The following is a 13,818-nucleotide window of genomic DNA, read 5'->3' as shown; positions in this document are numbered from 1 at the left end:
CAAAAGCAATACAGTAAATTACATTTGTTTATTCATAGTTTGGCAGGGTTATTAACTGTAATTACGGCAATTCATCTTTTCGCCTTGGTGAAATTTCGGACATTTGAATATCTATATTTTCACCATTTCGCCATCGCACCCAGGCAGCCAGGAGAAAATCCACCAATTCGGATTTATCTAAATTGATACCTGCCCGTTTAAGCTTGACTAGTTCATCTTCGACATCAAAGTCAGTTTCTTTGCGAACGTAGTAAGTTCTGCCAATCCAGTCTGGGTCACTGCGTTTACCTGTAGCTGGTCTACCGCGCTTAGGAGTAGATTCTTCGGTCGTAATTTCTGGTTCTGGTAGTTTTTCTTCTGGAGATGGTTCAGGAGGATTAGATTTATCTACTGGCTTACTTTCCTCTTCAGTTTTAGCTGGTGTAGATTTCAAACGCCCCTCAGTCAGTTTTTTAAACATATTTGTTGGATCGCTCATGACATAATCTCCTTACCCACTTGCTCGTAATCACCCCAGGCGATTTTTGCCATACGGTCTTTAACTTCGTATACGGGTACACCCATCAGTGCTGCTTTCTCATAGGCAATTAACCGCCTAATCTCCGTGTCAAATAACGGTACATCTGACAAAGCTAATCTGGCTTGTTCTGCCATCTTGACGGGCTTAGGATGAACCATTGTTAGTAAAATTTGATAGCGATCGCTTTCTAGTTCTTGAAGTAAATCCACAGTTTGCAGCAGGGCATCAACCGCCAAGGCATCGGGAGAAGTAGGCAGGACTAACAGATTACAACCATCAGCTAAAGCTTGTAATTCATTTTCATCGGGACGAGCAGCCGTATCAATGACAATATGCTCATATTTGGGACTGTACAAAGCAGCTTGCATCAAGTCCACCACTTTAAAGGGAAAAGCACCCCGTTTACTCCAGCCCGTAGCACTGCGGTTAGGGTCGCCATCAACTAACAAAGTCTGCCCTAAACCAGAGAAATAACAGGCAAGATGGACGGCAGTAGTAGTTTTGCCGATTCCTCCTTTGAATCCAGCCACAGTAATTAACAACTTGAATACCTCAATGTTTGCAGACATCTAAGTGTATAGTCACTTGCCGAATCTTGTACCTTGGCAAATTGTTAAATTTTTAGATTTCCGTATTTTTGGCTTTTTGTATTTTTGAATTGGCGAAACTCTGAAATGGGGTTTGAAGGGCGAGAATCGATTATTTAGTGTAGTGAATGAAATGGAAATTAAAGATTGCACATTTTGTATGAGTAATCATCCGCCAAGCTTAAATAAATATCTATTTCAAACTTATCAATATTGAATAGCAATCATTTGTTAAATAACAATTATTTTTTAAATTATGAAAAAAATTAATAAAGAAAACCTAATAGCTCAAGTGGAAGTTAATCCTAAACTCTCTGAAGGACAAAACCCGTCGATTCCCATTCCTGGTAATACCAGTGTTGGTGATTTGACTTGCTTTGTTCTAGCTATTAGTGTTTTCTACAAATTACTGATGAAGTAAAACTTTCAACCAGCGATCGCTCTATTTTCCACGGGCGATCGCCACTTTGAGTTCTAGAACACTGGAGAGCCAAGAACTTTCAGGCTTAGAGTAATTATCTGCACACTTGCTACTCAAATGCCAATTAGTGCGATTCTGATCAAAGTTCAACAATAAGTTAGTTATAAAATAATTCTGAGTTATAATAAATTATGTTTAATATAATTTTTAGTTATATTAAATCAAAGTGTGAAAAGTCCGAAAAACCTATACAATTCATCCTTGCAAAAGGAGGCACAATCATGGCTAAGGAAAATGCTACTCGAATCTATAAAAAAGTAGAACAAGCCCATGCTCAACAAGAAAGACAGAAAGCCCTTGGCAATCCAAAAGCTTTCATTAAGCTGGCTAAAGCTAGAGGCTATGACTTGAAGGTCGAAGATTTAGAGGCTCAACTCAGCCAATTGTCTGATGAGGATGTGGCAGGTATTTTCAATCCAGGTATTGGACTTAGACGACATATCTTCCCGAAATAAAAGCCTTGGCGATTGCGCGGAGCGATCGCCCTACCCCTTCATCCCCAACACCTCTAAAATCGCCCTCACTGGTGCTTTCTCCGCCTCCAACTTCTCCACTCGTGCCAACAAACGCTTGGGAATATAACGAGATTTCTTCGTCAGGCGATCGCCCGACCGCCATTCCTCATAGTGATACCAATACTGTTGATACTTCTTGCCACCGCGTTGAATAGGTTTACATTCGATGTATCCAGTCCCATAACCCTTTTTTCGCTTTTTACTGGGGGTTATAGTTTTCCTAGGGTTATTTCTATCAGTTTCCAATACTTCATTAGTTTTGGGTTGTTCATTAGCTTCAGTGGATAAAGTCCTAAAGCGATTGTCTTGAATGTCAAGTTTAATTTGTCTTTTCAGGTGATCGCTAAATTAAACTTGCTTGGATTTTCAGACATCGCAGTTTAACATCAAAGTTTTTTTGATGTGTGGATATTAGTGAATCCAGTTAAAATCGGTTAATTATTTGAAGTTGCCCAAGTTTGATTATTTTTCATCATGGCATTTAAAATGATCAAAAGCTTGTGCATACAAGCTGTAAGGGCTACGGGGCTTATAAACGCCTGGGGAGACCCCAGGCGACAGCCCCTCACCTTTTTGAGCTTACCTCGAGCAAGTAAACGCTCATAAAAAGCTTTGATGACAGGATTAAATCGAACTGCCACCAAAGCGGCCATATACAATACATATGCGTAGCGGTATCCTTTAGGACAGCGAATTTTAGCTCGCCCACCATAAATTCTTCGCTTACCGCTGAATTTACCATATGCGAAGCGGTATCCTTTAGGACTGTCCTTGTTAAGAGGTGCTAAACCCGCTAAATAAGAGATTGACTTGTGTGATATTTCACCTAGTTCGGGTAAGGATGAAATCAGACTTACTGCTACTACCAAAGGTTTGGATTTGGACTGTGGTGAATCATTGGCAACCAGGTATTCGATTATGGACAGTCGGCGATCGCAGTAGCGAAACATTTAAGTGTCTTTGGTTGACTATCAAATGTTGGCAGAGTTTTTGGTACGTGAGCGATGGTTATCCTGTTTATCCTTGTTTTATTCAACCAGAAGACCATCTTGTGAGTAAAACTTACATGACAAGAGCGGTACGCAAGCTTGAGGTGACCTCAAGCTGTGCGCCGTCCGCCTGCCTTTCGCAGGTCGAAGGAGAAAATACTCGACTTAGACACTATTTGGCTCGTTTACCCTCATGGGCAAGGGCAAGCACCGAAAGACTTTGTGTTCCTCAAAATCAATTGAAATGCTCAAATATTCGATTCGTCTATTACTCCACTATCTTAAGTTCAAAACTGTGACCGCGAGCGCCTAAATCATTACTCATTCAGCAACGCCAAATCTTTAATAACTTTGGACGCTCTCTCTAAAGCTTTATTCCCCTTGTTTTTGACTTTCTGGTCACTCGTTCCCTGGCTTTGAAAGCCAAGGCTTCTACGTTCCCGCCTTCCGCGATTATCGTCTGCTTGAGGCTCTTTTTGAACAGCAACCTTTGACTGAATTATCCCCTGCTGCTTGGGTTCTAACTTTGCTTTAACCTTCGCCTCAGACTGCTGTAACTTTTTCGCAGCCTCTTCTTCTTTTATTTGACTTTTTAACTTAGATAGCATTCCTTCGTACATCACACGCTGCCTAGAGTTAGTAGCCGTAGATAATAGTACCTGAATTTGCTTAAGTTGTTCTGCTTTAGATTTGGTGTTAGCGATCGCCACAGCAAAAGTCCTAATAAATGCTCAATTTAATTGTTTCAGTGTAGCTTAACTAAATTGCTGACAATCTAAAAATTAATCAATCCTTTCAGGGAAAAATGATAAGCTCTCGTCAAAATGCTGGTTACCAAGATATGTACCAAACCATCTTAACAACACTATAAATGAGTCCTAGCTTTGATTCATCAGATTCATAAGCAAAGCTTACAATATTAATAATATTCCTAGCGATCGCGCATTGGCAACGTAAAAAACTTTAAAGCAATATGATTGATATTCAAATAAATTTACCGTTATCAAAACCTAATATCAAAGAAAGAGATACCACTGTCGCTCTCTCAGATATGACCTGGGAAGATTATGAGTCGTTGGCGAATAATAATAATTCAAATTATCGCATTTCTTATTATGAACAAGTAATTACATTAATGTCCCCAAGTCGGAACCACGAACGTATTACCCAAACCATAACTATATTAATTAATGCCTATTGCAGGGCGTTCGGGATTGAATATTTTGCTTTAGGCTCTACAGATATCCGAAATCCACCTCATAGCGCCAAGCAACCCGATGCTCAGTACTGCTTCAATACTGAAAAGGACATACCAGATCTAGCTGTTGAAGTAATCTATTCCAGTGGTGGCATAACGGATTTAGATAAATATCAAAATCTTAACGTCAAAGAAGTGTGGCTCTGGCAGAACAACGAACTGAAAATTTACTGGTTAATCGGTTCAAGCTGGAATCAAGTTAACCATAGCAAGTCTTTGGAAAAACTAACCAAGTCTTTGCTCAATAAACACATTGGTCAAGGGCTTACCCAAGGTCATTTATCTATCGAAACAAAATTTGTTCGAGAACTAAAAACAGAAATTTCCGATCTGCTTGAAGAATAAGCAATTACCCGTGAATAATTAATAGCTTTTTAAGAACCCTTCGGGTAAGAATTAAAAACTAAAATTAAACATTTAATCAAAATAGGTATTAAACTCATGACTAATTCTACTATTACTCTTAAAGCTAAAGTTCAATCCGTTGTTTCTGAAGTTGTTGAGCCAAAAATGGTTGCAACTGAAAAGAAAGCTACCAAAAAAGTCAACGTTAAAGGAGATGTCATACAAGCAACTTCCATTTTTAGGAGTTTTGATGGATACCTGGTACGCAACGAAAAAAGTAATGTTATTGATTGAATCACTCTCTAAGTATTATTATTGTCCTCTCAAAAATAATCGTCAAGTAGATGATTCTGCTGGGATTGATTTATATCAAAGGATTGATAGTTTGGAGTGGGATGACGAAGAACTAAGCAAAGGCAAAATAATCAAAGTTAAAGGTTTTCCTCAAGAACATAAAGTGAAACTGTTCTCGAAATGATTCTTGCGTAAGTCCTATATATAAATCAAGCTTTTTTCAACTCAAAATTATTTTTACTACCGATAACTTCTGCACTAGATGTTACATCTAAAACTATTGCTATTTGCTGATTTGAGGTTGATATGACCCTTTAATTCACGAATCGTGGTCATACGCCTACCACAGCGGATGCTCGGATTAAGCTGAAGCGACTTTATCCCTCATTTCAAACTTGACAGACTACTAGAACGATCGCACAGAAGCGACAGCCGTAAGCCGTCTCTTTAGGCTTCGACTGCCCCTAATGCTTTCAACGTGGCTTGCTGCGCGGCTGTTAATCCTTGAGCACCCCGAATGTTCATGCCCTCATAAAGGCGGTCGGCTCTCAGCGTTTTGAGACACTCACCTGTTGTCGGATTCCACAGCTTAATGGTTTCATCCTGACTCCCACTGACCAGAATCGGACCTGTACCGGATGGCAGGCTAACGTCAACTGGACTAAACTGAACTGAATAGACCTCACTGGTGTGCCCTTGCAGGACTTTCTGGCAGGTGCCGTCTCGGACATTCCATAGCCGGATAGTTTGGTCGAGACTGCTACTAGCCAGGATACAACCATTGGGGCTGAAGGCAACTGAGCCAACTTCACTGGTATGATCGTGTAACGTTGTTAAGCACGTTCCGTCTTGCACATTCCACAATCGAACTGAGAAGTCTGAGCTGCTAGTTGCTAGCGTCTGACCATCTGGGCTGAAGGCAACGGACATAATCCAAGCCGTATGTCCTTGTAAGGTTTTGAGACAGATGCCACTTCGCACATCCCATAGCCGCACTGAGTCGTCATTGCTGCCACTCGCTAACATTTGTCCATCTGGGCTAAAGGCGACTGCCCAAACCCAACCCGTATGACCGTGTAGGGTTCTGAGGCAGGTGCCATCTCGCACATCCCACAGCCGCACTGAGTCGTCATGGCTGCCACTCGCTAACATTTGTCCATTGGGGCTGAAACTGACCGAGCAAACCCAACTCGTGTGTCCCTGCAATGTTTGGCAGCAGGTGCTGTTCTGCACATCCCACAGCCGAATGCTTTGATCTTGACTGGCACTCGCCACCATTTGACCATTCGGGTAAAATGCAACTGCCCAGATCCAATTTGTGTGTCCTGGTAAAGCCTTGCAAGTTTCTTGCTGCCAATCCCATAGCCGCACGAGAGCATCATGACTGCCACTGGCTAGCATAGAGCCATCCGGACTAAAGCTGACTGAACGAACCCCATTGGTTCGTCCCTGAAACGTCTTGAGGCAGGTGACACCCTGGATATCCCACAACCGAACTGAAAGGTCTGCACTGCCACTCGCGAGGATTTGACCATCTGGATTGAATGTAACTTCCCAAACACAACTGCTGTGACCTTGCAACAGTTTGAAGCACGTTCCATCCTGCACACTCCACAACCGCACTGAGCCATCCTCGCTGCTACTGGCAATGCTGTGACCATTGGGACTGAAGCTGAGTGAGGTGACCCAACTAGTATGCCCTTGCAGTGTTTTGCGGCAAATGCCCGTCTCCACCTTCCACAGTCGAATCGTGCGATCGTCACCACCACTCGCGAGGGTCTGTCCATCCGGGCTAAACGCGACTGCCCAAACCCAACGGATATGTCCTTGCAATGTTTTGAGGGTGGTTCCATGCTCAATACTCCACAATCGGATCGAGGCGTCTTCACTGGCACTTGCCAGCATCTGTCCATTCGGACTAAAGCTGACAGAAGTGACCTCACCCGTATGACCCTGCAAAACCCTTAGGCAGGTTCCGTCGCGGGCATTCCAAAGCCGAATCGTTTGGTCACTACTACCACTCGCCAGCAGTTGACCATCGGGGCTGAACGAGATCGTCCAAACCCGACTAAAATGACCCCGCAGTGTTTTGAGACAGGTGACTGGGAGAGGGCTGGAATCACTCACTTCAGCCAGGTTTGCAGGATTGGATGGCTCAAGATCGAGGTGCTGCACATCCCACAACCGAATCAACGAGTCATGACTGCCACTGGCTAGCGTTTTTCCGTCGGGACTGAAGGTGACTGTTCTCCAACCAGAATGTCCTTGCAATGTCAAAACCTGTTGACTATCGATCACTCGCCAGAGGGAAAGCTTACCATCCACATCGCCGGTTGCCAGCAAGCTGCCATCTGGGTTCAAGCTGACTGACACAATGCCACTTAAGGTCTCTGCAAACACAGAGGTTGCCAAATCAGCGTTGCGAAAATTGACCCCTGCCAGGTTGACCTGCCGTAAGTCGGCTTGCCATACGGTGAGAGCCGAAAAGTCACAGCCTCGTAAATCGCTTTGCAAATGCACCAGCAGGTTGAGTAGGTTACCCGCAATATAGTTTGGCTGAGGTGCTTGCTGTTGCTGCGCCAACAGGGTTTTCAACTGCTGCTCAAGGGCTTGTGAATTGCCAAACTGGAGCAGCAATTGTTCAGCGATCGGCTCGACAATCAACCGCTTCTGCATCTCTCGGACATAGTCTTTTGCCTGGGCTTTGATCAGCGCGTGGGTTCTGAGTCGCTCTGGTGTTTGTCTGGCAATTTCTTCAGAGACGCACTGAACAAACTGATCGGTCGCATACTCCAGCACGACAGGTTGGAGAAAGAAGCGCTCACCCTCCTTTTCAATCAGCGATCGCCGCAACAAAGACTGCATTGCATCTGGAAGTCTGCGCCTGGAGAGCGTGGTGACAATATCTCGATTTAACTCAGGCAGCGAGTTCGGTTCCCGGTTGATCGCTAACCAAAAAATCATTTCCTGCTCAATCTCAGACAAGCGATCGAACTGTCTTTGGAGCAAGTCTCGAATGTCATCAAAGACAGCTAACCCTTGCTGGAGATAGTTCAATACCTCAGCAATCCTGCCATTAAACAGTTCTTGAGTCGTGGCTGCCACCAGCTTCAGCGCCAGGGGGTTGCCGCGATAGTGTGCCACTAATCGTTCCCATTCCGATGCCGTACCCGCAAAGTTTCCTTTGGAGCGAAAGAGTTCTCGTCCGGCTTCTGGGTTCAGTCCCTTCAGTAGCAACGTTCGTGCCGATTGTTCCTGACCTTCTGGTGGCACAATTTCTCTGGGCTTTTCGCGGCTGGTGAGCAGCAAGCAACTCTGATGGGACACCGCCCCAATCTCTTTGAACAGTTGACCATATCCCTCGTAGCCCGCTCGATACTGTCCGGTTTGCCCCGCACTCAAAATCGTCTCAGCATTGTCCAGAACCAGTAAGCAGCGCTTTTGACGCAACCCCTGCATTAGCTTCAGTAGTTTCCTATCCAGGCTACTCGGCACAGCGATGTCCTCTCCCTGTGACTGGAGCAAGATAGGCAGCACTGTTTCTAACCACTCCTCAAACGGCGGAGCATTTTGCAGCGATCGCCACACCACCACCTCAAACTGAGTTTGAATCTGCTGCCCCAGTTGGGCAGCCAGGGCGCTTTTGCCAATTCCACCAATTCCCAGCAGTGCCACGACTCGACAGCGCTCCGTCACAATCCACTGTTCTAGGGTTTGCAGTTCCCCAGTTCGCCCATAGAACTGGGTGACATCCATCGCTTCTCCCCAGTCAGCCTGGGGCTGATGCAGGACGGGTTGAGCAGCGGTGGCTGGAGGTAAGGCAGTCGGCTCAACTGCTAGAGCCTGGGTTTGGGTCACACCAATCAGCGACTGCCGCCATTGATGTTCTAATGCCCCTCGAAAGTTGGTTTTGCTGACAGGTTCTCCAAGTGCCTGCCCTAACAATTTCCAGAACTTGGGACCCACATCATGCTTGAGATAGCTGACGGCATACCCAGACGCTTCGGCAATTTGCTCGTAAGGCTGCCGCTGTATGGAGCCAAGCAAGAGTGCCGCTTCCACTTCGCTGAGTCGTCTGCCGTTGTGGGCAAACATGGCTGAATTGGCAATCTGTAGCATCTGCTCAATCTCCATCGCTGCCCAACCCGATTGATCAGTACTGCCCGATTTTACCGCGACTCACCTTAACTTTTGGTATCCTGCATTACATTGTTCACAATCGAGTACTAGTGAGGGCTACAGCTTCTCCAGGCTGAGCAAAATCAGATCGAAAGTTAAGGTAGAACTGAGTATTTAGACTTAGTGATAACTTAATTCTAGGGGACTAAAGTCCTTAATTTTCCTGTAACGACAAATTCAAAAAACTGCCCTAATGTAGTGATATCAAGTTCAAAGGCGTAAGGGAAAGGAATTAGCAAACCACTATCTCCTACCGCTAACGGCATAATAACCTGCACAATTCCCCGATTTCTAGCAGTAATCCAGTTTTACGACTCCAACCCGATCGACAGGCTAAGTTTCTGCTGCAACGGATTCGCCATCAAGTTAGTGAACTAGACGGTTAACAAATGACAAATCTTCCAAGCTTTTTTAATACTACTCAAGGGGTACTGATGGAACGATATAGATGTAAGGTCTGTGGTCACATTTATGATCTGGCAGAGGGCGATCCAAAGTCTGGAATTGCTCCGGAAACCGCTTTTAAAGATCTGCAGGAAGATTGGGTCTGTCCAGTCTGTGGCGCTAAGAAGGCAAAGTTTCAACCAGTTCTACCAGGGGGAGTTTAGCGGGTTGTGTCGCAAAAGGTAATGCGTTCTAAACCGTGAAACGCTGATTTGCACAGTTAACCTCAAACCTTTGATGTATAAAGATTCAAAGATTCTCTCACTCCGTTAGTTTTATGATAAGGAGATAGATATGACTATTCATGGTTCAGTAGCGCTGGTCACGGGTGCAAGTCGAGGCATTGGTCGAGCGATCGCCCTGCGATTAGCCAAAGACGGTGCTAAGGTTGCGGTTCATTACGGTCGCAATCAGGATGCAGCGAATGAAGTTGTTCAATCCATTACATCTAATGGTGGAACAGCGTTTTTAGTCCGGGCAGAACTCGATACCCTTAAAGGTGTATATGCTCTGTATGATGCACTTGATGCAGCTTTGATCGAGAAAACAGGAATAGCACAATTTGACATCTTGGTGAATAATGCAGGCATTGTCCTCAGAGCCACGATAGAAAACACAACGGAGGAAATTTTCGATCAATCGTTCGCCGTTAATGTGAAGGCTCCATTTTTCCTGATTCAACAAGCATTACCCAGACTGCGAGATGGTGGACGCATCATCAACCTCTCCTCAACCGTAACCCGGGTTGCAGCTCCAAGTATTGCTGCCTATAACTTGACGAAGGGTGCAATCAATACGCTGACATTGACACTGGCAGCCCAACTGGGTTCACGCGGGATTACCGTTAATTCAGTTGCGCCAAGTGCGACGGACACCGATATGAACGCAAGCTGGTTGCGTCAACCAGAGTCACAGCAATCCATTGCCAGCATGACGGCGCTGGGTCGGGTTGGTCAAGCGGAGGACATTGCTGATGTTGTTGCTTTCGTTGCTTCTCCCGATAGTCATTGGATGACTGGACAATACATTGAGGCGAGTGGAGGGTTCCACCTATAATTCACCGCCGTTAGGCAATCAGCTTATTCATCAAGAAAGGATCTTAACAATGCAACCCCAATGGATCAAAACCGATCATCACAAAGCCAATTACGAAGCCTTTGATTATGTTCCTGGTGTAAATACATCTGGCAGATTCGCCTTTATCTCCGGCCAAGGTGGAGTGGAAGAAAACGGAAGCGTGAGTGAGGATGCGGAAACACAGATTGCGCGCGCCTTTGCTAACTTGGGAGAGATCATTAAGGCAATTCCCGCCAGCCCGCGAGATGTTGTTGATATCACCACCTATCATGTCGGCTTGCGAGAACATCTTTTGCTGGTAACTACAGAGAAAAAGAAGTTTTTCCGCGATTGGAACCCAGCTTGGACAGCCATCGGGATCACCGAACTGGCTCTTGAAGGGCTGATCCTAGAGATTCGTGCGATTGTACTTTTGCCAAGTTAGTAGTATTCGGGATTTGGGTTGTTCAACACGGCAAGACAAACAATAAAAGGATACAAAATCATGAACATGTTGAGAAAGGGACAAGTGAGCCAGTCGCGTTCCTGTCGCTCTGCGTCGGAAAGCGAACTGGCGGTGAAAAAAGTAGAAAAAGGAGCCTTTTACAATGGATATCGCAAACTTCATCAACCACTACCTTGAAGGTAATTTCGCTCCCGTCAAAGAGGAAAAAACGGCAGTTGATTTACCGACCGCAGGCAAGATCCCCGACGAACTGAATGGGCTATTTCTACGGAATGGTCCTAATGCGATCGGCAAACCCGAACCCAGCACTTATCACAATTTTGCGGGCGAAGGCATGGTGCATGGTGTTTGCCTCAGAAACGGTAAGGCGCTTTGGTACCGCAATCGATGGGTTAGAGGGGATACGGTACGAGCGGTTCTAGATGAATCTGACATTGGTGGTCCGGTTCACGCCCATGATTTTGCTGCGAACACCAACATCATCGGTTTCGCAGGAAAGCTGTGGGCATTAGTCGAAGGAGGAACTTACCCAATTGAGCTAGATCGAGAACTTAACAGCGTTTGCCGCAACAATTTCTTCGGTACTTTACCTGGTGCTTTCAGCCCCCATCCTCAGTTAGATCCCAAAACAGGCGAGCTTCATGCTCTTTGTTATTCCTGGGACACCTGGGACTATGTGCAGTACGTTGTCGTTGGTAACAATGGTCGGGTACGTCGAACGGAGAATATTTCACTGCCGGGAATGACCATGCTTCACGCTATGGGGCTAACTCAGCGATATGCGATCGTGTTTGATTTCCCAGTGTTACTGAATTTGCAGATGGCGCAATCGGGACATCCCAATCCTTTTCGCTGGAACAATGACTACGGCGCACGAATTGGACTCATGCCGCGAGAGGGTTTTGCTACAGACATTCAATGGTTTGAAGTCAGCCCTTGTTATGTTTATCATCCTGTCAACGCCTACGATGCTGAGGATGGTAGCGTCATTATGGATGTATGTCGCTATGAACGGATGTTCGATCGAGACTTACACGGACCGTTTGGTGATTCTCTATCCACTTTGGATCGATGGAGATTTGATCCTAGTAATGGAAAAATGACTGAAACTCGACTCGACGAGCGCTATCAAGAGTTCCCTAGAATCAATCCACACAACCTCTCATTGCCTTACCAATATGCCTATCTTGCAACGTTTGGAGAGGGAAGCTCCTACGCTGGCACAATTAAGCAGGATCTGGTTACGGGAACTGCTCTAATTCACAACTATGGAGAGGGGTATTCAGCAGGTGAGCCAGTCTTCATACCCAGACAAGATGCAAAGAGCGAAGACGATGGATGGATTTTGACGTTTGTGTATGACGGCAATACTAACACCTCAGATTTAGTGATTTTAGATGCGCTGGATTTTACTGCCGCACCCGTTGCTGAAGTCAGATTACCTCAGCGTGTTCCTTTTGGTTTTCATGGCGATTGGGTTCCTGAGTCTACTCTTCAAGCCTAGTGAGGGCGTTGATGCTCCTATAGATGTCAAGTAATTTTTTTCATTGTCTAGATGATTTAGATGCTCTCAGCCATCACTTGAATTATGCGCTCAACTATGTTGCACAAAAGGTTAGTGGACTACAGTAATCTCATCTTGCAGTGAAAAGGGACATCAATTGGGAAAATTTTTGCCTCAAGGCGATCGCTACACTCAAAACAGTTACCACAAAGCCTGAATAGACACCCTAAAATCTTTCGGTTTCACGTTTCAAACTGGAGAACCTCTTAATGGCTACCCAACACCTTCCGGCAACCACTCAAGTCAACAGTAGGGTTGCGACGTCGATCGATGTGTTCAATAACGATCGACCCTGAAAACTAACAAGCCTTGCTCGATCTGCTCAAGTTGCAGACTGATTCCCTAATATCGCTTGTACAACGTTCAAAAATCGTTCCACGTTTTGATGAATATGAATCCATTACTTGTGAGATTTACTATGGAACTCAAGACTCTGACACAATTTTTACCACCATTTTTGGATGGCTTTGCGGCCTGGGCACTTCTGTTGCTCCGAATCATTTGGGGTACTGCCATGACCCTGCATGGATTACCCATGGTCAAAAATCCACAGCATTGGATGGAGGAAGGAAAACTGCCCAGCTATCCTGCTATTTGGCAAATCATTGGCGCTTTCAGCATCTTCTTTGGTGGGATTGCGATCGCTGCTGGTTTCCTAACACCAGTTGCCGCTTTAGGTTTAGCAGGAGCAATGGCTGTCGCATTGTTCATTCATCTAACCGTGTTCCACAGCGTGTTTGTAAAGGAACCGTATAACACCCCAGGCTCAACCTATGAGCCAGCCATTATCGATTTGGCGATCGCGATCGCGTTTGTTTTTATCGGTCCTGGAATTCTTTCAGTTGACTACCTCTTATTTGGGAAATAAAAGGGCGTAAAGCTCATACCTCAATTTAGAGGGGCTGCTACCGAATCTTTTTTCCTCTCACTGCGTAAGTTCTGATGATTGCAATTCTTTTTGCTCTAGTAAGTGGTGCACTTGTCCCTGTTCAGGCTGTACTGAATGCCCAACTTGCTCATGCGACTCAATCGGTTCCTTTTACTGCTTTTGTGTCAGGGCTAGTGGCAAGCTCAGCACTAGCTGGATTATTGGCAACAAGACAATCTTAATTTGTCTTGC

Annotated in this window: 16 protein-coding genes and 2 pseudogenes; 12 read left to right on the top strand and 6 right to left on the bottom strand. The window is 45.2% G+C overall.

Features of this window, described 5'->3' with window-relative positions; genetic code table 11:
* Nucleotides 1-61: 61 nt before the first annotated feature.
* Entirely contained in the window at nucleotides 62-478 is a 417-nt protein-coding gene (locus KME09_21615) for a hypothetical protein (GenBank protein ID MBW4536535.1), read from the bottom strand.
* A complete protein-coding gene (locus KME09_21610; GenBank protein MBW4536534.1) occupies nucleotides 475-1,062 on the bottom strand; it encodes a ParA family protein in 588 nt (195 codons plus the stop codon). Before KME09_21610 ends, KME09_21615 begins: the two co-directional genes overlap by 4 nt.
* Before the next feature lie 301 nt (nucleotides 1,063-1,363).
* On the opposite strand from KME09_21610, the gene KME09_21605 reads away from it, so the two are divergent.
* Nucleotides 1,364-1,528: a hypothetical protein gene (locus KME09_21605; GenBank protein MBW4536533.1), complete on the top strand. Its 165-nt coding sequence runs from the start codon at nucleotides 1,364-1,366 to the stop codon at nucleotides 1,526-1,528.
* 281 nt (nucleotides 1,529-1,809) lie between these two features.
* A complete protein-coding gene (locus KME09_21600) occupies nucleotides 1,810-2,043 on the top strand; it encodes a Nif11-like leader peptide family RiPP precursor (GenBank protein MBW4536532.1) in 234 nt (77 codons plus the stop codon).
* 30 nt (nucleotides 2,044-2,073) lie between these two features.
* Here the strand turns inward: KME09_21600 and KME09_21595 are convergent, their stop codons facing one another.
* Entirely contained in the window at nucleotides 2,074-2,349 is a 276-nt protein-coding gene (locus KME09_21595) for a hypothetical protein (GenBank protein MBW4536531.1), read from the bottom strand.
* Nucleotides 2,350-2,537: 188 nt separating this feature from the next.
* Nucleotides 2,538-2,969: pseudogene (locus KME09_21590) on the bottom strand (transposase).
* Nucleotides 2,970-2,971: 2 nt separating this feature from the next.
* Between KME09_21590 and KME09_21585 the strand changes: the two are divergent.
* A pseudogene (locus tag KME09_21585) lies at nucleotides 2,972-3,405 on the top strand (hypothetical protein).
* Between the two features lie 4 nt (nucleotides 3,406-3,409).
* On the opposite strand, the gene KME09_21580 reads toward KME09_21585, so the two are convergent.
* The gene (locus KME09_21580) at nucleotides 3,410-3,802 is read right to left on the bottom strand and encodes a hypothetical protein (GenBank protein MBW4536530.1); all 393 of its coding nucleotides are present in this window, start codon (nucleotides 3,800-3,802) and stop codon (nucleotides 3,410-3,412) included.
* A 263-nt stretch (nucleotides 3,803-4,065) separates the two neighbouring features.
* Between KME09_21580 and KME09_21575 the strand changes: the two genes are divergently transcribed.
* The 3 genes from KME09_21575 to KME09_21565 all read left to right on the top strand — a co-directional run bounded on the left by KME09_21575 (nucleotide 4,066) and on the right by KME09_21565 (nucleotide 5,173).
* A complete protein-coding gene (locus KME09_21575; protein ID MBW4536529.1) occupies nucleotides 4,066-4,695 on the top strand; it encodes a Uma2 family endonuclease in 630 nt (209 codons plus the stop codon).
* 96 nt (nucleotides 4,696-4,791) lie between these two features.
* Nucleotides 4,792-4,989, top strand: a complete 198-nt coding sequence (locus tag KME09_21570; GenBank protein ID MBW4536528.1) for a hypothetical protein — start codon at nucleotides 4,792-4,794, stop codon at nucleotides 4,987-4,989.
* Nucleotides 4,976-5,173, top strand: a complete 198-nt coding sequence (locus tag KME09_21565) for a hypothetical protein (GenBank protein MBW4536527.1) — start codon at nucleotides 4,976-4,978, stop codon at nucleotides 5,171-5,173. Before KME09_21570 ends, KME09_21565 begins: the two co-directional genes overlap by 14 nt.
* A gap of 263 nt (nucleotides 5,174-5,436) precedes the next feature.
* On the opposite strand, the gene KME09_21560 is transcribed toward KME09_21565, so the two are convergent.
* Nucleotides 5,437-9,123, bottom strand: a complete 3,687-nt coding sequence (locus KME09_21560; GenBank protein ID MBW4536526.1) for an NACHT domain-containing protein — start codon at nucleotides 9,121-9,123, stop codon at nucleotides 5,437-5,439.
* Nucleotides 9,124-9,602: 479 nt separating this feature from the next.
* Between KME09_21560 and KME09_21555 the strand changes: the two genes are divergently transcribed.
* From KME09_21555 to KME09_21530, 6 genes are all read left to right on the top strand, one after another.
* Nucleotides 9,603-9,776: a rubredoxin gene (locus KME09_21555; protein MBW4536525.1), complete on the top strand. Its 174-nt coding sequence runs from the start codon at nucleotides 9,603-9,605 to the stop codon at nucleotides 9,774-9,776.
* 130 nt (nucleotides 9,777-9,906) lie between these two features.
* Entirely contained in the window at nucleotides 9,907-10,668 is a 762-nt protein-coding gene (locus tag KME09_21550) for an SDR family oxidoreductase (GenBank protein MBW4536524.1), read from the top strand.
* A gap of 49 nt (nucleotides 10,669-10,717) precedes the next feature.
* On the top strand, nucleotides 10,718-11,113 hold the full coding sequence (locus KME09_21545) for a hypothetical protein (protein MBW4536523.1): 396 nt from the start codon (nucleotides 10,718-10,720) through the stop codon (nucleotides 11,111-11,113).
* Nucleotides 11,114-11,276: 163 nt separating this feature from the next.
* Nucleotides 11,277-12,638 (top strand): carotenoid oxygenase family protein, encoded by a 1,362-nt coding sequence (locus KME09_21540; protein MBW4536522.1) that lies wholly within the window; start codon nucleotides 11,277-11,279, stop codon nucleotides 12,636-12,638.
* A gap of 574 nt (nucleotides 12,639-13,212) precedes the next feature.
* Nucleotides 13,213-13,566 carry a DoxX family membrane protein gene (locus KME09_21535; GenBank protein MBW4536521.1) on the top strand — a complete coding sequence of 118 codons (354 nt, stop codon included), beginning with the start codon at nucleotides 13,213-13,215 and terminating at the stop codon, nucleotides 13,564-13,566.
* A 74-nt stretch (nucleotides 13,567-13,640) separates the two neighbouring features.
* Nucleotides 13,641-13,808: a DMT family transporter gene (locus tag KME09_21530; protein MBW4536520.1), complete on the top strand. Its 168-nt coding sequence runs from the start codon at nucleotides 13,641-13,643 to the stop codon at nucleotides 13,806-13,808.
* Nucleotides 13,809-13,818: the final 10 nt, after the last annotated feature.

It is taken from the genome of Pleurocapsa minor HA4230-MV1, assembly GCA_019359095.1.
In the GTDB taxonomy this organism is placed as follows: Bacteria; Cyanobacteriota; Cyanobacteriia; order Cyanobacteriales; family Xenococcaceae; genus Waterburya; species Waterburya minor.
Note: the sequence above shows the minus strand (reverse complement) of the source record. Positions and strands in the feature narration are given on the sequence as shown.